The sequence below is a fragment of the Chitinophaga sp. CC14 genome (assembly GCF_048957795.1).
Classification (GTDB): domain Bacteria; phylum Bacteroidota; class Bacteroidia; order Chitinophagales; family Chitinophagaceae; genus Chitinophaga; species Chitinophaga ginsengisegetis.
In genome coordinates, this window is record NZ_JARBFY010000003.1 from 187,659 (window position 1) to 210,132 (window position 22,474).

The window sequence follows — 22,474 nt, forward strand, 5'->3', positions numbered from 1 at the left end:
ACCTTGATTTTATTATGTTTTGATTTTAAAAAGATTAGGGGAGATAAAAGCGGAATTCGCTTATATCTCCCCTAATCTTTTTATCAAAAACCCAGAAAATAAAATCAAGGTAGTCACGATTAATCTATCTAATCCTGCTCCAAGACAATCGCCGAAGGCGATCCCCACCCGCTAGCAACAGCTGGCTTCCTGTGCTTTGAAAGCCTCTCTGGGCTTCAGTCCCAGCAGCTCAAACATCATGTGGTCTTCTTCAAAGGAAGGATTGCCTGTTGTTAATAATTTCTCTCCTGTGAAAATAGAGTTGGCGCCTGCCATAAAGCATAATGCCTGGTCGGACATACTCATTTCCGCACGGCCGGCACTCAAACGTACCATTGCTTTTGGCATCAGGATGCGCGTGGTGGCAATCATGCGCACCATATCCCAGAACTCAACTTTTGGCAGATGTTCCAGCGGCGTACCTTTTACACGGGTGAGCGCATTGATGGGAACAGAATCCGGATGGGACGGTAAGCTGCTGAGTGTCCACAGCATGGCGATACGGTCTTCATGCGATTCTCCCAAACCTATAATACCGCCGCAGCATACGCTTACACCTGCTTTTCTCACATTGTCCAGCGTTTGCAAACGATCATCGTAAGTACGGGTAGTGATAATTTCTTCGTAGTGGTCGCGGGAAGTATCCAGGTTATGATTGTAGGCAAACAGGCCGGCATCGGCTAATTTCTTTGCCTGGTCTTCATTCAGCATGCCCAATGTGCAGCATACTTCCATGCCAAGTTCATTTACACCTTTTACCATATCCAGTACACGGTCGAAATCGCGGTTGTCGCGCACTTCACGCCAGGCGGCGCCCATGCAGAAACGGGTAGATCCCGCCTCTTTTGCTTTTTGGGCATAACTCATCACGTCCTCTTTTTTCAGGAGGCCATGCACATTGATGTCAGTATTATATCTGGCAGCCTGTGGGCAGTAAGCGCAATCTTCAGGGCATCCGCCTGTTTTGATGGACAAGAGGGTGCAAACCTGCACCTCTGCTGTATCCTGGTATTCACGGTGAATAGAGGCAGCACGGTACACCAGTTCCAGTAAGGGCGTGTTGTAAATAGCTTTAATTTCTTCTAACGTCCAGTCATGACGGATCATAGATCTGATTTTGTTTGAATAGCAAACGTAGCAAATTATTACGAAATACAAATTACCAATTAGTAGGAGTGAAAATGAGGGAAATTTGATTATTCTGTTGAAATACACTTAATTGCGGGACTCAATTTAAATAACCAACATCCAGAAAACCACTTCTATGAAACATTTCCCCAACGGCAGCAAGCTGTCCGTGCTCGTTCTATTTGCCGCGATGGCATTTTCCAGTTGCAGTAAAAATGATGATGACCCAATCCTGCCTCCGCCGCCGGTGTACACCCTGGATCAACTCTACAATCAGGCTGTAGACGACGCCATGATTGCAGACAGCAACGAAATTACCGATGCACTGTGGCCCATCACTCCAGACAACCCGGACCTCCAATGGAAAACCATCAATGGCCAGCAGTATGTATTGATGGCTACCTTTATGCGTTTCCCCGGAAGTTACCCGGCCGGAGATTCCATCAACACAGTATGGGGCGAATCCTGGCTGTTCATCCCCAAACAGATGAAGAACCGGATCGGACCTTCCTTTACAGCCACTTCAGATACCATTCAACGTATCTGCCAGTTACTGGGCCTGCCACCCGTTAATGCAAAAACGAATACCCATATCGCTACCATGTGGGTAAGCGCTTCGAGGTTGTACCGCCCTGCCGGCAACCCCGCCATTACCACCAAAACCACCGGTGCCGTACCCATCAGCGGTGTATCGCCGGAGTTTTCCACCTGGTTTAACAACTACATTATTTTTGCTTATTACCGCCCGCTGACGTCAGCTACAGATATGCATTATCCGTGGACGCGGCTGGGGTATACCTACGACTGGGCGCCGGGCGCCAGCAGGGTAGGACTGAGTGAATATGTGATGCAGGCCAGTTCCGGCGCATGGGTAGAGAAGGTGAACAGGGCGGCAGACTTCTTTAAAAACTAAGTACACACAAGCATAAAATTAGTTTAAGCGGCCAGGATCCGGTATATCACCGGATCCTGGCCGCTTTGCTTTGGGGGTAAAAACCAATACTGGCGGCAGCGCGTCGCTACGCTGAGCCGGGCGTTACCCTGGAATATTCCCGGGTATATTCATATTATATTTCCGGCAAAGACAGAGATAAGCTGTATCTATATAGATACGGGTTATCTACGGGTTATATACGGCTTATATACGGCTTATCCTATGATGGGGCATGCCGGACGCTACCAGAGGATATAGCCCTTGTATAAACAAAAATGCCCCCAAAAAGCGCCTGGCTTTTTGGGGGCATTACGTTGATCTTCTCTTTATATCTTACAGGTACTGAAAATTCGTTTTGGGCGTAATATTCAGTAATGTCTGGTAAATCAGCTGAATTGTATTTTCAATATCATCTTTCTTCACCATTTCCACAGTAGTGTGCATATAGCGCAATGGTAAGCTGATCAGGGCGGAAGGCGTACCGTCGTTGCTGTAGGCAAAAGCATCGGTATCAGTGCCGGTACTGCGGCTTACTGCATGCAGCTGGTGAGGAATGTCGTTCTTTTTGGCCGTTTTGATGATGAGATCACGGAGAATGTTATGTACCGCCGGACCGTAAGTGATGCTCGGACCACCGCCACATTTTATTTCTCCCTCAATATTTTTGTTGATCATCGGGGTGGTAGTGTCGTGGGTTACATCGGTGATGATGGCTACATCCGGCTTAATGCGCTTGGCGATCATTTCTGCGCCGCGTAAGCCCACTTCTTCCTGCACCGCATTTACGATATAAAGACCAAAAGGTAACTGCTGCTTCTTTTCTTTCAGCAAGCGGGCTACTTCTGCAATCATAAAACCACCGATACGGTTGTCGATAGCCCGGCAGATGTAGTAATCGTAGTTCAGTTCCTCGAAGCCATCTTCAAATGTACATACGCAACCTACGTGTATACCGAGGTCCTCTACTTCTTTACGGGAGCGTGCGCCGCAATCGAGGAAAATGTTTTCCACCTTTGGCTGTGGTTCTTTACCATCGCCGCTACGGATACGGGTGTGGATAGCCGGCCAGCCAAAAACAGCTTTTACGGTACCTTTCTCGGTATGGATATTCACGCGCTTGGAAGGAGCAATTTGCTGATCAGAGCCGCCATTGCGGATTACATAGATTAAACCTTCCGGGGAGATGTAGTTTACGAACCAGGAGATTTCATCTGCATGGGCTTCTATCACCACTTTAAATTCCGCTTTAGGATTGATAACACCAACCGCAGATCCGTAAGAATCTACAAAATATTCATCGATGTAAGGCGTCAGGTATTTCAGCCAGAGCTTTTGTCCTTCTTTCTCAAAACCGGTAGGAGACGGGTTATTCAGGTAGGTTTCCAGGAATGTCAGGGATTCCTTGTTGAATATTGATTTCTGTTTTTTAGACATAATATTTGCAGATTGTGACGCGACAAATGTAAGGAAAACGCGGGATTGTGCTGCCCCGGTTTAAACGATCATGAGATATAACACGGCCGACAAGGCCATGAAGCCATCCAGTACGAAGTAGAACAGGTAATCGGAATCGGTGCGTTGCGCTTTACGGGTGATGAGTGCGGTGGCGATAACGGGTATCATCAGGGTAACAACAGCAGGCAGCGTTGTATAGGACCACATCAAACCGGCGCTTATGGCGGCTATCACGAGGGATGAATAGTAGAGCCGCATCAGGTTTTTCTCATCCAGGGCGGTGATGAGGCTGCGGATGCCTTCTTTCTTATCAGATTCCAGGTCGCGGTAATCAAATAAGATACAGATCGCATAGATGAGTCCAAAGCGGTGTATAGTAAGATATACCAGTGGCTGTGTAACCACGTTGTTGGCTATCAGCGCGGGAAGTACCGTGGTTACATACGTCCATACGAAGGTGAGGAACAAGGTTTTGCCGATGGCTATTTTACTAAGCCACCGGAATGCTTTGTGCGGCACTTTGGGTGCAGAGTACAAAAAGGTGAGTACTGCACTGCCGCTTAGCACCAGCCAGTGTTCGCGCAGTTGCCAGAAAAACCATAAAGAGCCCGCCAGGCCAATGCCGCATAAAATGAGCATAAGGGCACGGTGACGGTTACCCCAAAGTATTCTTTCTGAAGCGGAGTAGCTACCAGGTGTAAGGTACCAGTGAAAATTGTAGCTGCAGATAGTAGAAAAGAAAACGAAAAGATAAAAGGTATTATGCGGGTAATCGAGGGCCAGCAACTGGTTGGTTTGCCAGATCATCCCGATGGCGCACCCGGAAATATAAACGGAAGTGAAGAGAATAAGATTGAAAAGGCTGCGGAGCATATGTTTAGCTTTTAGCCTCCCGCTTTTTAGCACTAAAAAGCGGGAAGCCAGTTGCTACAAAGGTATATTGCCATGTTTTTTTCGTGGCATATTTACCACTTTATTTTCAAGCATTTTGAAAGCCTTGATCAGTTTGATACGGGTCATTTCCGGTTTGATCACTTCATCGATGTATCCTTTTTCTGCTGCCAGGTAAGGGTTTGCGAACCTTTCCGTATAGTCGGCCACGAGTTCGTTCATGCGTGCTTCCGGATCGGCGGCGGCATCGATTTCTCTTTTGAAGATGATTTCCACAGCGCCTTTAGCGCCCATTACGGCAATTTCGGCCTGTGGAAAAGCGAAGTTGAGATCAGCGCCGATATGTTTGGAGTTCATCACGCAGTAAGCGCCGCCGTAGGCTTTGCGGGTGGTAACGGTAAGTTTGGGTACGGTGGCCTCGCTGAGTGCATACAGCAGTTTGGCGCCGTTGGTGATGATGCCGTTCCATTCCTGGTCGGTGCCGGGCAGGAAACCGGGAACATCTACCAGTACCAGCAGCGGGATGTTAAACGCATCGCAGAAGCGGGTGAACCGGGCGCCTTTTACGGAGGCGTGAATGTCCAGTACACCGGCGAGGTGGGCCGGCTGATTGGCTACTATACCGATGCTTCTGCCGGCGATGCGGGCAAAGCCCACGATCATATTTTCCGCAAAATTTTTATGTACCTCAAAGAAGCTGTCGGCATCCGTAATCTGTGCGATAGCCTCTTTCATGTCGTACGGCTGGTTCGGATGTTCCGGGATCAGCGTGTTGAGGGCTTCCCTTAATTCATTGCCAGGCTCGTACGGGTATACCGGCGCTGTTTCTTCGCAGTTCTGCGGCACATAGCTCAGGAGCTGTTTAATATACTGGATGCATTCTATTTCATTGGCGCAGGCGAAATGGGTTACGCCGCTTTTGGCAGCATGCGTTTGGGCGCCACCCAGTTCTTCTGAAGTTACTTCTTCATGGGTAACGGTTTTTACTACGTTAGGCCCGGTCACAAACATATAGGAGGTTTGTTCCACCATCATGATGAAGTCGGTGATAGCAGGGGAGTATACGGCGCCGCCGGCGCAGGGGCCCATGATGGCGGAGATTTGCGGGATCACACCGGAAGCCCTGGTATTGCGGTAAAAGATATCGGCATAGCCGCCAAGACTCACCACACCTTCCTGGATACGTGCGCCGCCACTGTCGTTTAAACCAATGAGGGGAGCGCCGTTCTGCATAGCCAGGTCCATGATCTTGCAGATCTTGCGGGCGTGCGGTTCGGATAAACTACCGCCATATACGGTGAAGTCCTGTGAGAAAACATAGGTCAAACGGCCGTGGATAGTACCGTAGCCGGTTACCACGCCATCGCCGAGAAACTGCTCCTGGTCGGCCGTAAGACCGCGGTTGCGGTTAGTAACCAGCATATCCAGTTCTTCAAAAGAACCTTCATCCATCAGCAGCTGTATCCTTTCGCGGGCGGTGAGCTTACCTTTTTTATGCTGGGAAGCAATACGTACATCTCCTCCGCCAAGCATTGCTTCGGCGATCTTTGCCTGTAGTTCTTCTATTTTATCCATATGCTAAAAATCAAAAGTAAAGCTAAAAATAAAAGGATCCCTTTAGTAAAAGGAATCCTTAAATGTATGATATTTTAGAATGTAACGTTTGTCAGGGAATGTTGTAAGGTATTTTTGGAGTAGCGAGGGTATCGCTGATATTTCCGGCATTATCGCGGATAAATACCAGGAAGTGGATGCTGTCGTTCAGGCTTTGGTAGGTTCTGAAATCTACGGGATCGAGCCGGATAGCTACTTCTGCTTTTACGCTGTTGCCCCTGTTGGCGCCAATTTCAGGCATCCGTCTTACAATATAGAAGGTATCCTGTATTTTAGTATCGTAGAGGGGGGCTATCTGTAAAGTATCTTCTATATCACCGTCCCCGTCCCGGACATCAAGCGTTACAAACATTACCTGGGTATTGGCTACCACGCTGTCGAGCGAATATCCTTTAAAGCTGAGAGTGGGCTTAGTACCTATTTTATCCTTTTTACAGGCGTAAAATAACCCGGCCAGCAGGAACAAAAACAGAATTTTCTTCATAAAACAAACCTACATTAATTTAGGAAATATACAAATATTCGGTTATCGCCATCCATCTATACCAAAACGTTTTTTTGTGACAATTGTTACTTACTGCGGATAGATTTATTCTTCTCCCTAACTTTGTGCGATTTTAAATTCAGCTTTGCATGACCGCCGTATCACCGGAATATATATTTTCATTAACCGAAAGTGGGCTGGAAGCCGCTGCACTGGAGCTGTTTCAGTACCAGTACCGGGAAAATGACCTGTACAGGGCCTATACTGATGCCCTGCACATCCCGCCTGCTTCGGTGAAAAGCATTCTTGAAATTCCCTTTCTCCCCATACAATTTTTCAAATCACATACCGTGGTATGCGGCCGGTTTGAGCCGGAACTGGTCTTTGAAAGCAGCGGCACCACCCAAACGGTGAACAGCCGGCACCTGGTTAAACATTCCGCCATCTATACCCAGAGCTTCATGACGGCCTTTGAGCAGTTTTACGGCCCGGTGAGCGATTACGTAGTAGTGGGGCTGTTACCTTCTTACCTGGAGCGGCAACATTCCTCGCTGGTGCGCATGGTACAGGAAATGACTATCCGCAGCGGGCATCCGGAAAGCGGCTTTTACCTGTACGAACATGATAAGTTGTTCCATCAGTTGCAGGAGCTGGAAGCACGCGGACAAAAGGTATTGCTGATAGGCGTTACTTTCGGATTACTTGATTTTGCAGAACAGTACACCCTTTCCCTGAAAAATACCATCGTGATGGAAACGGGTGGAATGAAGGGGAGAAGGGAAGAGTGGACCCGTGAGGAAGTACATGCTTTCCTGAAAGAAAGACTGGGAGCAGCCTGTATCCATGCGGAATATGGGATGACGGAGCTGTTATCGCAGGCTTATTCCAAATGTGATGGTTTGTTTGAAACGCCGCCCTGGATGAAGGTATTGCTACGCGATGAGAATGATCCTTTCCAGCTCACTGCCGGCAAAGGCGCGGGTGTTATGAATGTAATTGACCTGGCCAATATATACTCCTGTGCGTTCATTGCCACTGAAGATATTGGCCGTATGCATGCCGATGGCCGGTTTGAAGTACTGGGCCGGCTCGATAATTCTGCTTTGAGAGGCTGCAGCCTGATGGTTAGCTAGTATGTTGAATTTATGTGATGTATTTATTCGTCCATTGCGGCGAGGTGCAGGAGCGCCGGTAATTTCCCCGGATCGTGCATAATAGCGGAAAGAGACGACATATAAGGAAAGGAGTGATGATCCATCCCAAATTTATGAAGCAGGTATACATCCAGTTGCTCCGGTGAAGTATGCCCCTGTATGTAATCACCGAGGTAAAAGAGAAAACGTTGTCTTTCTTTTTCAGACAATAACACCAGCGCCACCTTGTCTTTCAGGCTGTTATGCTGGCCCGACCGGAAAATCCTCAGCGCCTGTTTGTAATGGGCTACTGCCAGTTCATCAGCGGAAGCGGGCAATAATTGTGTACAGAAATAGTCTACAGCGATATCATCAAAGAACCCGGTTCCATCGTCGGTATCCGGCTCGTTGTGCCAGGTAGCCCACTGGATCAGCTGTTCCGTGGTGATATAACCGGTAAGCATTGCCTCCAGCTGGTGGATAACTCCTTCGCGTGTGGGAGTGGTATCGGAAGCATGGGAAATAGCAGTTACAATATCCTGGTAATAATGTTCATTGATTTCACTGGCAGTCTGGAACAGCAACCTGCTCACTTCAGTGTTTGATTCTTCTCCGGCCTTCTGTTGCAGCGGGGATACGCTGCGCAATTCATCTATTACTTCCTGTCTTGTTTTAGTACCACGTAAATATGCTTTCAATAATGTTACAAAGTAAACGGACGTTACAGGCGACATTTCATTTTTCATGGGCCGAGTTTAATTCATATTTCATTGGGTACAGGCCAAAAATAGGATAAAATGCTGAATAGTGGATGCCGTTATCCCGCCATTTAGCTTCCTGTCCTTGCCGGTTATCCGCCTTTAACATTTTTTTGGGTTGCGGAGAAAACTAAAACAGGTAATTTTCCGTAACCTTTCTGCTACAACAGGCAAAACAATCATATGCGGGCAGAAGCTTTTCAGACAAGCGCAACTGGAGAAATAACTGAACTACCTGTAAGGATTTTTTAATCGCCATGTCTACCTCTCAAACACATATATTTTCTCACCAGTTTTTTAAATTTTTAAGAAGATGAAAAACAACAATCCTATCAGCAAAAAAGTACTGTTTTCCGGCTCTCTTGTTGCCGGTGCTATCCTCGGTATGGCTGCATTGCAGGTAACAGCAAGGCCCGCCGGGTATACTAACCTGGGCTCCGGCGCAGCAGTAAGAAGCGCATTAACCGGCGCATCCGGCAATACAGCCAATGCTATTGAACTGTCTTGCGGCGCAAAAAAAGACAGCGCCGCGGCAGGTAAAACAAAAGAAGGTAAATGCGGTCAGGGCAAATGTGGTGAAGGAAAATGTGGTGACAAAAAAGGTAAGAAGGGCGACAAGCATAAAAAAGACACTACCAAATCCGGTAATTAATTTCCAGGTCAGGTAAAGGCCGGTGTGGTACGCACAGGCCGGTCTTTACTTTATTTTAACCTCCTAAAATGTACGATCATGGTAGGTGTAGGTTTTCGCAGGGAGTTTGCGGAAGAAATGATCAGCGGTGAACATATCCGGCCCGATTTTATTGAGTTTGCTCCTGAAAACTGGATGAACATCGGCGGATACTGGAAGAAAGTATTACATCGTGTAGTAGAAAAATACCCGGTGCTGTGTCATGGGCTTTCCCTGTCAATCGGCAGCCCCGAAGCACTGGACAAATCATTTCTGCAATATGTAAAAACATTTCTCCGGGAATACAACGTACAGATTTATTCCGAGCATCTCAGCTATTCCAAATGTGATAATGCACATCTGTACGACCTGCTGCCCATCCCTTTTCGGATGGATGCGGTAAAGCATATTGCAGGCCGGATACAGCAGGTACAGGATTATTTGCAACGCCCGCTGGTAATGGAAATTGTATCCTATTACACACCTGTAGCGGCGGAAATGAGTGAAGTGGATTTTATCAATGAAGTGGTAAAACAATCCGGCTGCCAGCTGCTGCTGGATGTGAATAACATCTATGTAAATGCTTTCAATCATCAGTATGATGCCAAAGCATTTATACAACAACTGCCGCTCAGCAAAGTAGCTTATATCCATATGGCCGGTCATGAGCAGGTAGCGCCCGACCTGATCATCGATACCCACGGGGAACCGATTATAGACCCTGTATACGACCTTTTTGAATGGACCATTCAACACCTGCAACCGGTACCGGTTTTACTGGAAAGGGATTTTAATATCCCGGAAATGGCGGAGCTGCAGGGCGAGTTAACAAGACTGAAAAATATTTGTCATAAACAATGGAAACGGAAAGATGAACTTGTTGCCTGACACTTATCATATCCAGCAAACTTTTTCCACCTATTGCAGAACAGGTGAAAAAGTAAAGCTGCCCGGCGTAGCGCCTCACCGGCTGAAACACTACCGCCAGCTGGTGTTTAACATGATCCATGACACAATGGAAAATGCCTTCCCCATTGCATTCAAACATATTCCCACCGCAAAGTGGAATAAAATGGTGAAGGAGTTTTTTTCGAAACATGCGTGTCAGTCGTACCAGGTGTGGAAGCTTCCACTGGAGTTTTACACCTACGCGGTAGCGCATAACTGGGAAGATACTTATAGTATCCCCTTCCTCAACGACCTCCTCGCTTTTGAGTGGGCGGAAATGGAGGTGTATAACATGGAAGATATACCTGCACCCGCGTATTCCCTTTCCGGCAACTGGCTGGACACGCCGCTGGTACTCAATCCTGAACACCGGTTGTTATCGTTTCATTACCCGGTTCATTTGTTAGCGAAGCCCAAAGACATCCTGAAAAATAAAGGTGTTTATTTTGTGTTGTTGTTCCGCCACCCGGAAACAGGGCATGTGGAGTTCACGGACCTGTCGCCCTGGCTGGCTTTTTTAACCGAGCAGTTAACATCAGGTATCACGGTAAGGGATATACTGGAATATGCACCGCAGCTGAATATAACGGATACGGGCACACTGGAACAGGACACGCTTGCTTTTCTGAAGCACATGCAGCAATTACATTTTGTGCTGGGCTTTCAGCAATAAAGAAAGTCAGGTTATACTTTCCCGCAGAAATCGTAATTTCGGCCCCGTTCTTAGTGATGATCATATGCAATTAGCCAGGGAAACGATTGGTAGCGAACTACAACGGTTTGAGGAGATTTTTCATGATGCCATGCAAAGTGATGTACTGTTGCTGAACAGGATTATGGCGGATATTGCGGCCCACAAAGGGAAGCAGATGCGTCCTATGTTTGTGTTGCTGTGCGCCCGCTTGTGTGGCGCTATCAACGATGGTAGTTACCGCGCCGCCCTGTTGGTGGAAATGCTGCACACCGCTTCCCTTGTACACGACGATATGGTTGATGATGCGATGAAACGCCGCAGCGCGTTTTCTGTAAATGCCCTCTGGAAAAATCGTGTATCCGTAATGGTGGGCGACCAGCTCTTTACCAAAGGCGTACTGCTGGCGCTTGATAATAATGATCCTGGTCTGCTTAAAATTTATGCCGCCGCCATCCAGCAAATGATAGAAGGAGAACTGTTGCAGCTGACCAAGGCCAATAAACTGAGCTTTGAGGAAAAGGACTACTATGATCTTATTAACGCCAAAACGGCTTCCTTCCTGGCCGCTGCCTGTGCCGCCGGCGCTTCCTCTGCCTGCGATAACCCGGAAACCATCCGGCTGTTACACGACTTCGGGCAAAAAGTAGGCATGGCCTTTCAACTGAAAGACGACCTGTTTGATTATGGCAATACCGACATCGGTAAACCTACCGGCAATGATATCAAAGAAAAGAAAGTAACCCTCCCCCTGATCTATACCGTTCAACATGCCGACCCGGTGCTGCGGAAAAAGATCCTTCACATTGTAAAGCACCAGCATACTGATAAAGACAAAGTGAACTTTGTAGTGGAAACCGTGAACCACTCCGGCGGCCTCGATTATGCCACCCAAAAAATGATGGACTACCGCGATGAAGCATTCCGGATCCTCTTTACCTTTCCGCCTTCCCCTACGCGCGCCGCACTGGAGGAATTAGTGCGTTATACCACCGACAGGGCATACTGATCCTGGAATTTTTGCTGGTGGCACGCTTGCCCGACCTGCGCATCTTCGCGTTAATCCGCATGGGGATTCATGATACAGATAAAATTGCGCACATCCTCCGGTACTCAGTAAACACTATCAACACTTATAAAACCCGGATTAAGAATAAGTCGGTGGTGGTGAATGAAGAATTTGAAAAAAGGATCATGGAGATGAAGGCGGTGTAGCCCCACAGGATTAAATTTTTAAAAATAATTCACAAAAAACTATGAAAAATCCATTTAGCTAATTACATTTGGTACAGTAGCGTTAAAAAAACAACCAGAATTTAAAGAGCATTGATAGTACAAATGACCAGTTAGACCCTGTGTTTGCTGTAGTTTCCCCACTGTGCGTTGGTACTAGCAATTATTGAAAACCAGAATTACAGATCGATTGAAAATTTCACGTTAATTAATCTTTGTTTCCATGACTCAACGTTCATTACATCCTGACAGGGTTACCCGCTGTCCCTAACTACTTCACGGGCGTTATGTTTTCACAGTAGACATTATTTTGGCATCCTGCTTATGCTGCACGAGGCATTTTGCATGGCAGATATTGTGCTGTAGTGGCCATGGCGTGCCCTGAACTCTAAATTTACAGACATTCCCCGAAAGGGAACAGGGCAACCTATGCCCGTTCATGTCAAAAAAAAATTAATGTGGTGTAAAGCTTCTTTTACGCCCTGGGATTCTCATTCCTAAATATTGCATGTATGAAATACTTTTACTTTTTCCTGCACAGAGGTATTTATTTTTTTGCAGCCATGTGCCTGGTGAGTACCTCATCGGAAGCACAGAATGTGTTGTTTAAAAATAAAAAAGATACCTCCGGTGTGAATGCAGATTCACTTGCCTTTTCCAAAGTGACATCTACCAGGCGCGACACGCTGGGATATTTTCCCAACAATGAACTTTTCCTGAAACGTAGTGCCAGCGGGGCTATTTCTTCAGTAGACATTGGAGAAGTGAAAAAACTCCCTTATACCAGTATCGATCAGATGCTGATAGGAAGGGTAACTGGAGTGGATGTACGAATTCCTTCCGCAGAACCCGGAAAACGCAACAGCGTATTCGTAAGAGGCACCTCTTCCCTGCTATTGAGCAACCGCGACTTGTTTTACGCGCAACCTACCTATGTGGTAGATGGTGTGCCCCTCATCATGGAGCATGCGTTTGCCTACGACATCCAGCGGTTCGATTTTAACAGGATGGGGACAGAAACCAACCTGCTTGGTTTCCTGGATATCAATGATATCGAAAGTATTGAAGTGCTGAAAGATTTTGCTGCCAGCGCAAAATACGGTCCCAATGCAGCCAACGGCATTATCAACATCACCACCAAAGCGCCCCGTGTAGGGCAAATGCGGGTGTCTGTAAATGCTTATGCCGGTGTGGCGCTGAAACCCTCGGTAGATGCGGTTAACGGCAGATACGAAAGTGATTTCCGCCTGCCCTTCTACCAGAAATATGCGGATGAAACACAATGGCGGAACTTCCCCCGCTACCTGGCAGATTCTTCCCAGGCCCGCTACTATGGCCCCGCTAACTGGGATGATCTTTTTCTCCGGAACGCATTTACAGAAGGTATACAGGCGGCTGTAAGCGGAGGTACCCCTTATGCGAACTTCCGTTTCAGCATCGGGCAATCCTCGCAGCAGGGCGTATATGATAAAACAGGAATCAAACGCTACGATGTAAACTTCGGTATCAATATTCAACCGGTCAGGAACCTGATTTTTACAACAGATATTTCCGTAGCTAATCAAAACCGTAAGCGGAATGAGTTTATCCGCGACCGTGCCGGGGATGAAGACTATCTCTTTAACTACGACGCCCCCTTATCACCTAACAAAGCCTACCTGCAACAATATTATACGGCGCTGGAAAATACCATTAACCGGAACAAGAATAATTCAGCCCGTATCATTGCCAATGCGAAGTACAGCTTCTTATCGCACTTCACCTGGAATACCCGTTTCGCTATTGACTACGGGCAAAACTTCCGCGACTTCTTTGTGCCTACGGCGCTCGGTGAAGGCAACAGCTATGTATCAAACTACGATGGCCTGAACAGGCGGATGATTCTCGATAACTCCCTGCAGTTTGCAAAAACTTTTCCCGGAAAACATCATGTTGAAATAACGCTCGGTCAATATGGTCAATGGGACAAATGGCGCTATGACTACGGCCGCGCCTACAAGGGCTCCAGCGATTATGTGAAGATTTACCAGCCAGGTACCGATCAGCAGAAAGAAGGCCGCTTCGGTAACTTCCGCCTGATGTTTAATACCAAAGATTTTACGCAGTCAAGGCTGGCATCTTTCTACACCAACATCGGGTATAACTTCAATGAAAAATATTTTGTTTCCCTGTATGTGAGAAGGGATGGCAGCTCTTACCTCGATGCGGATAACCGCTGGCTGATATCGCCTACTTTGTCTGCATCATGGAAAGTACATAAGGAAGATTTCCTGAAAGAATCTTCCTGGCTGAGCAACCTGAATGTCCGCGCCAGCTGGGGCCGCGTAGGCCGTTTGCTGATGGATGAAATGTATACCGGCGGACCGGTATATAACGTGGATGCAGGTTGGAACGGTGTGCCCAATATGTCGACCTACAACGGTTTCCCTGTTATCAACGCTGCCTACACCACCGGTTACGTAGTACCGGGTACTTCCTGGCCGGTAGTAGAACAGCTGAACGGCGGCATTGATATCGGTCTGTTTCACGACCGGTTACGTGCATCGCTGGATGTATACGCCAAAACAGACCGCAACCTGGTACTGAAAGTGCCTACGCTGGAAGAAGAAGGATACACCGGGATTGTAAAAAATGGTATGGACATCCGCAACTATGGCTATGAGCTGTCTATCGATGCAGATGTAGTGAAAGGAAAGAAATTCCAGTGGACCACCGGTATCAATATTTATACAAACCAGAATAAGCTGATGGCTTTGCCTGACGGGATTACCGACCTGGTGATCAACAACCGCCGCTTCCTGGTAGGCAAGCCGGTAGACCGCTACTGGCTGCTCCTCAATGAAGGCATTTACAACTCCGATGATGAAGTGCCCGTAAATCCAAAAACAGGCAGGAAAATGACCTACCAGGGTGTTACCCTGAAAAAGGGTGATCCCAAATGGACAGATTTAAACCGCGATTTTGATATCAACGACAAGGACCGTGTAATGAAAGGCCGCTTGTCGCCCGCTGCTACCGGAGGTTTCACCAACACCTTCCACTACGGCGCATGGGATGTGAATATCCTGCTGAATTACTCTTTTGGCCGTAAAGTGATTAACCAGGCGCTGGCCGATCGCTTTGATTTTGCCAACAGGGAAGCTATTGATGATCCAAAGGCGATCAAGGAAATCAGCTGGTGGTCGAAAGTAGAAGGCGACTACAGCAAGATCCCGCAATACAATCCCTGGAGCGCGGTATATGCCTATCAGCCCAATCAAACACTGTTCCTTGAAGATGGTTCCTTTGTAAAGCTCCGCGCATTAACAGTAGCCTATAACATGCAAACAGAGTGGATGAAACGTTCGGGTGTTGAACACCTGCGCATTTATGCCACCGGTAACAACCTGCTTACGTGGACAAAGTACAAAGGCGGTGATCCGGAAGCAGTGAGCTACTTCGGGTACGACGAAGGGTATTACAACTGGGCGGCTCCACGCACCTTTACACTGGGCTTTAATTTTCAATTCTGATGTTAAAAAACAAGATCATGAGAAAGATAGGGTTGATACTATTACTGGCGGTAAGTATGCCGTCCTGTAAAAAAATGCTGGATGTGCCGTCACATCGTGCCCTGACAGAAGAAAATATGTGGCAGACTAAAAATGATGCACGCGCGGGATTGTCTGCCTGCTATGCTTTGATGCGTGCTGCCATGTCAAATGAAAACGCGCACTGGGTGTACGGGGATTTGCGTGGAGGCGACTTCCAGTCGACCAAACGCGGTGATCTGCGTGCAGTAGTGGAAAATAACCTGAACGCCAGTTATTCCACCATGGAAGAATGGCGCGACTGGCGAAGATTTTATACAGCTATTGCGCAATGCAATCTTACTATACAAAAATTACCGCAGGTAACTGCTACCGACTATCGTTACTCACAAAATGAGATGACACTGGATCGCGCACAGGCCATTTACATCCGCGCATTTTTGTATTACTATATAGTAAGGATCTGGGGAGATGTGCCACTGGTCACTGCTCCGTCTGATGGGACCTCAAAAACGATTGCCCGTGAAAAATCGGACAAAGTACTGGACTTTGCAGCAGCCGAAGCAAAAGCCTGTATTGATGGCTTACCCTGGAAGTACAATGGTAAATCGCCGGAACAACAGGGCGATTACCGCGGCCAGGGCGAATCACATCATATCTCCATCACCATCACCAAAGGGATGGCCTACACGCTGCTCGCACATATCTATAACTGGAAAGGGGAGTATGATAAGTCGCTGGAGTATGCCAACACCGTTATCAATAACCAGTCGAACACCGGTTATGGCTTTGTAAGCCTGAACGACCTTACCCGGCTGGATGGCGCTTTCCGCGGACGTATCGGGGCCAATATCTTCCAGATAGATATGAACTTTGACCATGCGGAAATATCTTCCACCGGTCAGCTGGAAGACTGGACCCTGCGCGAACCCTATATTCCAAAAAGGGAGTCTGAAATTTACGTGCCGAAAGACAGTGTACTGAAAATTTACAGTGAACCGCGCGAACAACGGCCTACTTACTTCTTCACAAAAATGGAAGAAGCCTATCCCATCTTCTTTAAGATGAAACAGATCAATGGCGCGGTGAAAGACCCCGTGTTGAAAATGTATTCATCCTGTATTATCGTATTCCGTTATGAAGAACTGTACCTGCTGCGCGCAGAAGCCAAAGCGCGGTTAGGACAAACAGCGGAAGCACAAAAAGACCTGAACCAGATCCGTAACTCCCGCGCACTCAAAAATGTAAACGTAGCTATGGCCGGCCAGGAGCTGATGGATGCTATTTTGCTGGAACGCAGAAGGGAGTTGATGGGAGAAGGATGGTACTGGTACGACCTGGTACATTTCAAAAAGATCCCGCAATACACCAGGCTTACACAGGCTGATGTAGACAGGGGAGCGGCCCTGTGGCCACTATCGCAGGAAGCGCTGTCCAACAATGGCGCGCTGGTTCAAAATTCTTTCTGGAAATAATAAATCACTGCCATGAAAAAATATTTAATACTACTGGCTGTCACGGCTTGTTTTGCATGCGAAAAAGGGATGCAGGACTACCGGAATGCAAAGCCCGTATCGGAAGTGAAAGTAAGTACTTATGATTTTCTCAAACAGCAGGGAGGATTGTACGACACCCTGCTATTATTGATAGACCGCGTAAAGCTGACCGATACGCTTAAAAGTCAACAGGTCACTTTTTTTGTTCCGCAGGATAACAGCATCACCACTGCCATCAGGAACGTGAATTTTTCCAGGGAACGTCTTGGCGATAAAGGCAACTGGACGTTGGACAGTATTCCGCTTGAAGTATGGGACAGTCTTTTGCGGCGCTACATTGTACGCGGACTGGTAACTGCCGATTCGCTGAGATATGCGGATGGCAGCGACCTGGAATCTTTATACGGTCATGAGATGAACGGCAAAACCGCCAGCACCAATGCTTCCGGCGCAGTGGGCGCAGGCACGGCGGTATTGCAGTACAGCGACAAAAACGAGTCGAGGTTTACAAAAGACTGGTCCATTGCGCTCACGCAGAATGTGGATATCAAATCTACCAATGGTTTGATGCACATCCTGGAAACCAGACATGTATTTGGCTTTACCTCCTTTGTAGGAAAAGCCTATCCCAAATCGCTGGAACCGCTGCAGGGGCCATACCTGGGCTACCCGATTGAAATACCCGGTATCGTAAACGCAGCGGATTATGATGAAGGTCCCAAAGAAGTGGCTTACCATTACCGTAATCCCGATGGTGGCCACACTTACCGCCCCGATGATCCGGGTACAGAAAACTGTTCGCAGGGTGATGGCTCCACAAGTCCAGGTGGCAACTACAACATCGGCTGGACCAGCGACGGCGACTGGGTACGATACACCGTTGATATCAAAGAAGCCGGAAAGTATAAAGTGGAACTGAGGATTGCCGGTAATGGCGGTGGTCTTATTTATCTGCTGATAGATGAAGTAAGGGTATGTGAAGATATCCCGATACAGGGCACCGGTGGCTGGCAAAACTGGCAGGGAGCCTTTGGTACGGCAGATCTGCCCGCAGGAAAACACCTGATGAAAGTGATGATCAAGAAAGCAAATCTTAACCTGCACCGTCTCATCTTCACCAAAATAAATCCATAAAAATGAAAAGGCAAGTATATACTTTATTAATAGCCGGCACACTGGCAATGATGGCAACAGGCTGTTACAAGCAACTGTTGCCGGATGAGAAAGAACACTTCAGCAACAACGCCAACTTCGACGGGGATACGTACCAGGCTAATTTTGGTCGTACCAATGTGTTCTACGGAAAATTCAACGCAGATAATTCAACACAGCCACTCACTTTTGAAATGAAGAACATCGCCCGGCCGGATGGTATGCCTGCGCCGGAGCTACTGGAAGAAGTGAATACCTGGCAATGGAAAGAATACTACAGCGGCACAGAAAAATCCGTAGCGGAAATTGAAGCCAAACGCATCCAGGTGAAACGGCCTATCCTCGATATGCGCTCCACTTCAGGTGATCTTGTGTTCTGGTCTACAGATACTTCCAAAATAAAACAAGGCATCTACACTTTTGATATCCTGGTGAAGAACAAAGGCGGACAGAAAACTTTCCAGAAAAGAAAGCTGGACCTCCGCCGCCCACGACCGTATGAGCCATACGAGTTTGATGATATCACCGGTCTGCAAAAGAAAGAGTCTAACAGCAATAACCTTGTTTACAACCATCCTACCGTAATAGGCGTGCAGGATATGCAGAACAACGAGATTAAAAGTGAACAGGTAAATGTGTATTTCGTTAAAACAGGTACCACGAAGAATACGCTCACATTTAAATTTTATGATCAGGATTCCTTACCTATTAAAATGTCGAAGTTTAATGTTACCAAATGGGATAGCCTGAGATATTACAGCAATACCGCCGGCTTGAATGTGAATTTTGGCTTTAACCGGAAGTTTTCATCAGACAGTGCCACCGTTACCTGGGATGTAACCAGTCCGTACCCGGTACTGGCCGATGTAGGCATTAATGAAAAAGCCAGCATCATGTTCACCTATGAACGGGTTTCCTACGGTATCCGCCGGCAGGCAGGTATCGGTTATGGCTTTGCCGTATTTGAACCCGGCAGCTGGGACGTGATCTTCAAGTTTAAAGTAAATCCCAAGTTTACCAACGATTAACCTGGTAACTGTATTCTGAAACATTAAAATATTAGTGCCATGAAAAAACGGTACATACATACGCTGGTTGTTCTATTCCTGTTACTTGCAGGAGCCGGCAGCACGGTATATGCCCAACAGGCTGTTACCATCAAAGGCCGGGTGACGGATGCCGCTTCGAAAGAGGGTATTCCGGGCGTAACCATCATCGATATAAAAAATAATAAAGGTCTTGGTGTTACCGATCCAACCGGGCGTTTCACCATTTCCGTAGAGCCAGATAAAACCATCCAGTTCCGCTACATCGGCTACCGCCTGGAAACGGTTAAAACAGGGAAGATAACCACACTCAATATTACCCTGAGCCCGGAAAATAAATCGCTGAAAGAAACGGTGATCATCGGTTATCAGAAGCGTACCAAAGAAACATCCTCCGGATCTGCCGGCGTGATCGATGGAAAGGCGCTGCAGGATGTACCGGTATCCAATATCCAGGAATTGCTGCAGGGTAAAATCGCAGGTCTTAATATCCAGAATAATTCCGGTGCGCCGGGTTTTCGTGGTACCATGTCCGTGAGAGGGGTTTCCCAGCTCGATGTAAGCGGTAGTGGTGATAACGCTTATCTTACCAGTAATAACCCATTGCTGGTAATTGATAACGTACCGGTAGATTTCGACGGCGGCATTTCCCAGTCGATGTTACAACCCGGTGCCGCCACCGGCCCGCTGGCGTTGATTCCACCGGAAGACGTAGAATCCATCGTAGTAATGAAAGATGCACAGGCTACTGCTTTGTATGGTTCCCGCGGCGCCAACGGCGTAATTGTGGTCACCACCAAACGTGGTAATTCACCTACTCCAATCATTGACATCAACAGCAGTTTGTTTGTGAATCTGCCGCCAAATCTGCGGCCTACTATTGGTGGTAATGCAGAGCGGAGGTATCGTATTAATTCCATTATGAAAAATGCACGGGATGCACAGGCGGCGCGCAGCATACTGGGTGATCCCGGTTCCCAGTTCCTGACAGATAGCCTCAATGCGTTCTATAATAATTCTACCGACTGGCAGGGATTATTTTACCAGACCACTTTAAATACCAATAACAACGTCCAGATCAGCGGGGGTAACCTGAAGATGAACTACAAGGCCAACTTTGCTTACCAGATGAACCAGGGCGTATTGAAAAATACGGGCTTTAATAAATACAGCCTGAACATGCAACTGAATATGCAGCCAAGCAAGAAGCTGCGTATCGGCGCACAGTTGTTCAGCGCACTGGGTCAGAAGCAACGTGGTAACGGTGGCGGCTTGACCAATAATGGTGCAGGAAACTCCTTCACCTCTTCCCTGATGCCCGGCCCTTCTACCTTTGTAGGTAACCCTCAGCTGAGCGGATATGAAAATAATATAGACGATAATAACACCCTCAATATCCGTGGCTTCGTGGATGTAGACTATGAAATTATCAACGGGCTGCGTATCAACTCCACTACTTCTTACGATTACTATACAGATACCAGGGACCGGTTTAACCAATCGTTTTCCAATAACAACCAAACCGGTTTGTATGGTTTCGTAGGCCGCCACGATGAGCTGAACACCAGGAATGGCGTGAACTACAGCTATAGCAGCAGACCGTCTGACCTGGAGAAAAGCCATAACATATACGCCAGCGTATTCAGTGAAATCAACATCAAATCAGATGACCAGCATGTGAAAGACATACGCAATGGTCCGAACGATTATTACTGGGGTCCCCGTGGCTATTCCCCGAGGTTTTATCCCGGTAATCCCTGGAACAATGCGAACGAAATAAACGTAAATGGTACGCCGGTATCTTATGTGTATCATGCCGCGTCGTGGGCGGGGTTCTTCTCTTATAACTACCGCACCAAGTATGTATTGGACCTCGCTTACCGGTTAGATGGAAACTCTTCTGCAGGTATCAATAATCCCTATACGAAAAATCCATCTGTAGGTGTACGCTGGAACTTTAATAAAGAAAACCTGATGCGGCGCTGGAACTGGCTGGATTACGGATCGGTGCGTGTAACGTATGGGGTTAACAGTCGCCCTACCGCTACTATCCTCAATTCACTGGGCGCTTATGAAAGTGTGAAAAACTACAACAACGCCGTTTCCATCAATCCTAATTACAATATACTGGCTAACCCCTACATGGAACCGGAGAAGTCTTCGCAGTTCAACTTCGGGGTAGACCTGGGCTTGTTTAAAGGCCGCGTGGAAGTGATCTATGATACTTATTATAAAAACAACTACAACCTGGTGCGGGATATCCCGTTGCCCAATTCTACCGGGTATGGTAAGATGCAGGTGAATGGTGGCGCTATTGTGAACTACGGTCATGAGTTGTCTATCACCACGCGCCCTATTATGAACCGCGATCCTAAAGGATTTCAGTGGATCTTTTCAATAAACGGCGCCTACAACAAAGGCGTGCTCACGGAATTACCCGGCGGCTCACAGCTTTTTATAGCAGTGGATCAAAACACTTACCAGAGCATTGCTTTGAAAGTAGGCAGAAATCCGCAGAGTAACTACATGTATCAAACAGATGGTGTATACAGCAATACTTCCGATGTACCGGTAGATCCTATCAGGGGTGTACGTTACAAAGCGTTTAAAGGCCCCGGTACCCAGTATTTCCAGGCAGGAGATCCTATCTGGAGAGATCTGAACGGCGACTACGCACTGGATGGAGCCGACTATATGATTATGGGTAACCCGGAACCAATGTTCACCGGCGGTTTGAATAATACATTGAGCTACCGGAACCTGTCGCTCAATATCAACTGTACTTTCCTGGCGGATCGCAGCATCCTGAATAACGCTATTGCTGCGAGGATTTACCGCCTGCAGTATCCCCAACTGTTGAGTAAAGACGGTACCGCCGCCGGCCCTATCAACCTGTATGATATCAGTAAAATCGATTACTGGACAAATCCGGGCGATAAAGCATCGCATCCTGCCATCGTAGGGTCTTTTGATCACGATGCACAGGTAGCGCCTAACAGGCTGGATCAGAGCCTGTACATGGAAGATGGCTCTTACTTCAAAATTAACCAGATCACACTGGCTTACCAGTTCCGTGATTTTGATTTTATGAAGAAGTTAAAACTGCGGGTATTGCGTGCTTATCTCACCGCATACAATGTGGGCATCTTCTCAAAGTATACAGGGCCTAATCCTGAGACCGTGACTTCACTCGGCAGGGACGATATCAATGGATATCCGAATGCCACCAGTTTGACATTCGGTATAGGCGCTCAATTTTAATGACACTTAAA

18 protein-coding genes are annotated in these 22,474 nt (G+C 47.4%); 12 read left to right on the forward strand and 6 right to left on the reverse strand.

From position 1 onward, the window contains the following. Positions 1-171: 171 nt before the first annotated feature. A complete protein-coding gene (bioB, locus tag PV783_RS10750) occupies positions 172-1,146 on the reverse strand; it encodes a biotin synthase BioB (protein WP_079468740.1) in 975 nt (324 codons plus the stop codon). A 157-nt stretch (positions 1,147-1,303) separates the two neighbouring features. On the opposite strand from bioB, the gene PV783_RS10755 reads away from it, so the two are divergent. Next, a complete protein-coding gene (locus PV783_RS10755; protein ID WP_079468739.1) occupies positions 1,304-2,080 on the forward strand; it encodes a hypothetical protein in 777 nt (258 codons plus the stop codon). Between the two features lie 354 nt (positions 2,081-2,434). Here the strand turns inward: PV783_RS10755 and PV783_RS10760 are convergent, their stop codons facing one another. The 4 genes from PV783_RS10760 to PV783_RS10775 form a co-directional block, all read right to left on the reverse strand. Then, complete coding sequence (locus PV783_RS10760; RefSeq protein WP_111579600.1) at positions 2,435-3,535, reverse strand: M42 family metallopeptidase; 1,101 nt, start codon at positions 3,533-3,535, stop codon at positions 2,435-2,437. Between the two features lie 60 nt (positions 3,536-3,595). Then, the gene (locus PV783_RS10765; RefSeq protein ID WP_079468737.1) at positions 3,596-4,429 is read right to left on the reverse strand and encodes a UbiA family prenyltransferase; all 834 of its coding nucleotides are present in this window, start codon (positions 4,427-4,429) and stop codon (positions 3,596-3,598) included. Positions 4,430-4,483: 54 nt separating this feature from the next. Further along, positions 4,484-6,022 carry an acyl-CoA carboxylase subunit beta gene (locus PV783_RS10770; protein ID WP_079468736.1) on the reverse strand — a complete coding sequence of 513 codons (1,539 nt, stop codon included), beginning with the start codon at positions 6,020-6,022 and terminating at the stop codon, positions 4,484-4,486. A gap of 91 nt (positions 6,023-6,113) precedes the next feature. Next, positions 6,114-6,545: a hypothetical protein gene (locus PV783_RS10775; protein ID WP_079468735.1), complete on the reverse strand. Its 432-nt coding sequence runs from the start codon at positions 6,543-6,545 to the stop codon at positions 6,114-6,116. 149 nt (positions 6,546-6,694) lie between these two features. Here PV783_RS10775 and PV783_RS10780 point away from each other — a divergent pair, with 149 nt between their 5' ends. Beyond that, positions 6,695-7,678 carry an acyl transferase gene (locus tag PV783_RS10780; RefSeq protein ID WP_336386560.1) on the forward strand — a complete coding sequence of 328 codons (984 nt, stop codon included), beginning with the start codon at positions 6,695-6,697 and terminating at the stop codon, positions 7,676-7,678. Positions 7,679-7,701: 23 nt separating this feature from the next. On the opposite strand, the gene PV783_RS10785 is transcribed toward PV783_RS10780, so the two are convergent. Beyond that, positions 7,702-8,424: a hypothetical protein gene (locus PV783_RS10785; protein ID WP_420987953.1), complete on the reverse strand. Its 723-nt coding sequence runs from the start codon at positions 8,422-8,424 to the stop codon at positions 7,702-7,704. A 325-nt stretch (positions 8,425-8,749) separates the two neighbouring features. Between PV783_RS10785 and PV783_RS10790 the strand changes: the two genes are divergently transcribed. From PV783_RS10790 to PV783_RS10835, 10 genes are all read left to right on the forward strand, one after another. Next, positions 8,750-9,088 (forward strand): hypothetical protein, encoded by a 339-nt coding sequence (locus PV783_RS10790; RefSeq protein ID WP_079468732.1) that lies wholly within the window; start codon positions 8,750-8,752, stop codon positions 9,086-9,088. 78 nt (positions 9,089-9,166) lie between these two features. Further along, positions 9,167-9,994: a DUF692 domain-containing protein gene (locus tag PV783_RS10795; RefSeq protein WP_079468731.1), complete on the forward strand. Its 828-nt coding sequence runs from the start codon at positions 9,167-9,169 to the stop codon at positions 9,992-9,994. After that, positions 9,978-10,727, forward strand: coding sequence for a DNA-binding domain-containing protein (locus PV783_RS10800; RefSeq protein WP_111579603.1), 750 nt, complete (start codon positions 9,978-9,980; stop codon positions 10,725-10,727). Before PV783_RS10795 ends, PV783_RS10800 begins: the two co-directional genes overlap by 17 nt. Before the next feature lie 64 nt (positions 10,728-10,791). Continuing rightward, positions 10,792-11,754 (forward strand): polyprenyl synthetase family protein, encoded by a 963-nt coding sequence (locus PV783_RS10805; RefSeq protein WP_420987954.1) that lies wholly within the window; start codon positions 10,792-10,794, stop codon positions 11,752-11,754. A 17-nt stretch (positions 11,755-11,771) separates the two neighbouring features. Next, on the forward strand, positions 11,772-11,960 hold the full coding sequence (locus tag PV783_RS10810; protein WP_420987955.1) for a hypothetical protein: 189 nt from the start codon (positions 11,772-11,774) through the stop codon (positions 11,958-11,960). 530 nt (positions 11,961-12,490) lie between these two features. Then, on the forward strand, positions 12,491-15,490 hold the full coding sequence (locus PV783_RS10815; protein ID WP_420987956.1) for a SusC/RagA family TonB-linked outer membrane protein: 3,000 nt from the start codon (positions 12,491-12,493) through the stop codon (positions 15,488-15,490). Between the two features lie 17 nt (positions 15,491-15,507). Continuing rightward, positions 15,508-16,983, forward strand: a complete 1,476-nt coding sequence (locus PV783_RS10820; protein ID WP_159454228.1) for a RagB/SusD family nutrient uptake outer membrane protein — start codon at positions 15,508-15,510, stop codon at positions 16,981-16,983. A gap of 12 nt (positions 16,984-16,995) precedes the next feature. Continuing rightward, a complete protein-coding gene (locus PV783_RS10825; protein WP_420987957.1) occupies positions 16,996-18,138 on the forward strand; it encodes a carbohydrate-binding protein in 1,143 nt (380 codons plus the stop codon). Between the two features lie 2 nt (positions 18,139-18,140). Beyond that, positions 18,141-19,184, forward strand: a complete 1,044-nt coding sequence (locus PV783_RS10830) for a DUF5007 domain-containing protein (RefSeq protein WP_420987958.1) — start codon at positions 18,141-18,143, stop codon at positions 19,182-19,184. 39 nt (positions 19,185-19,223) lie between these two features. Continuing rightward, a complete protein-coding gene (locus PV783_RS10835) occupies positions 19,224-22,463 on the forward strand; it encodes a SusC/RagA family TonB-linked outer membrane protein (protein WP_420987959.1) in 3,240 nt (1,079 codons plus the stop codon). The last annotated feature ends 11 nt before the right edge of the window (positions 22,464-22,474 follow it).

Excerpts from the sequence above, each read along its gene's own strand:
- PV783_RS10790 (WP_079468732.1), top strand. The coding sequence starts at position 8,750 with ATGAAAAACAACAATCCTATCAGCAAAAAAGTACTGTTTTCCGGCTCT.
- PV783_RS10835 (WP_420987959.1), top strand. The coding sequence starts at position 19,224 with ATGAAAAAACGGTACATACATACGCTGGTTGTTCTATTCCTGTTACTT.
- PV783_RS10785 (WP_420987953.1), bottom strand. The coding sequence starts at position 8,424 with ATGAAAAATGAAATGTCGCCTGTAACGTCCGTTTACTTTGTAACATTA.
- PV783_RS10800 (WP_111579603.1), top strand. The coding sequence starts at position 9,978 with ATGAACTTGTTGCCTGACACTTATCATATCCAGCAAACTTTTTCCACC.
- PV783_RS10775 (WP_079468735.1), bottom strand. The coding sequence starts at position 6,545 with ATGAAGAAAATTCTGTTTTTGTTCCTGCTGGCCGGGTTATTTTACGCC.
- bioB (WP_079468740.1), bottom strand. The coding sequence starts at position 1,146 with ATGATCCGTCATGACTGGACGTTAGAAGAAATTAAAGCTATTTACAAC.
- PV783_RS10825 (WP_420987957.1), top strand. The coding sequence starts at position 16,996 with ATGAAAAAATATTTAATACTACTGGCTGTCACGGCTTGTTTTGCATGC.
- PV783_RS10770 (WP_079468736.1), bottom strand. The coding sequence starts at position 6,022 with ATGGATAAAATAGAAGAACTACAGGCAAAGATCGCCGAAGCAATGCTT.
- PV783_RS10755 (WP_079468739.1), top strand. The coding sequence starts at position 1,304 with ATGAAACATTTCCCCAACGGCAGCAAGCTGTCCGTGCTCGTTCTATTT.
- PV783_RS10760 (WP_111579600.1), bottom strand. The coding sequence starts at position 3,535 with ATGTCTAAAAAACAGAAATCAATATTCAACAAGGAATCCCTGACATTC.
- PV783_RS10815 (WP_420987956.1), top strand. The coding sequence starts at position 12,491 with ATGAAATACTTTTACTTTTTCCTGCACAGAGGTATTTATTTTTTTGCA.
- PV783_RS10765 (WP_079468737.1), bottom strand. The coding sequence starts at position 4,429 with ATGCTCCGCAGCCTTTTCAATCTTATTCTCTTCACTTCCGTTTATATT.
- PV783_RS10820 (WP_159454228.1), top strand. The coding sequence starts at position 15,508 with ATGAGAAAGATAGGGTTGATACTATTACTGGCGGTAAGTATGCCGTCC.
- PV783_RS10830 (WP_420987958.1), top strand. The coding sequence starts at position 18,141 with ATGAAAAGGCAAGTATATACTTTATTAATAGCCGGCACACTGGCAATG.
- PV783_RS10795 (WP_079468731.1), top strand. The coding sequence starts at position 9,167 with ATGGTAGGTGTAGGTTTTCGCAGGGAGTTTGCGGAAGAAATGATCAGC.
- PV783_RS10780 (WP_336386560.1), top strand. The coding sequence starts at position 6,695 with ATGACCGCCGTATCACCGGAATATATATTTTCATTAACCGAAAGTGGG.
- PV783_RS10805 (WP_420987954.1), top strand. The coding sequence starts at position 10,792 with ATGCAATTAGCCAGGGAAACGATTGGTAGCGAACTACAACGGTTTGAG.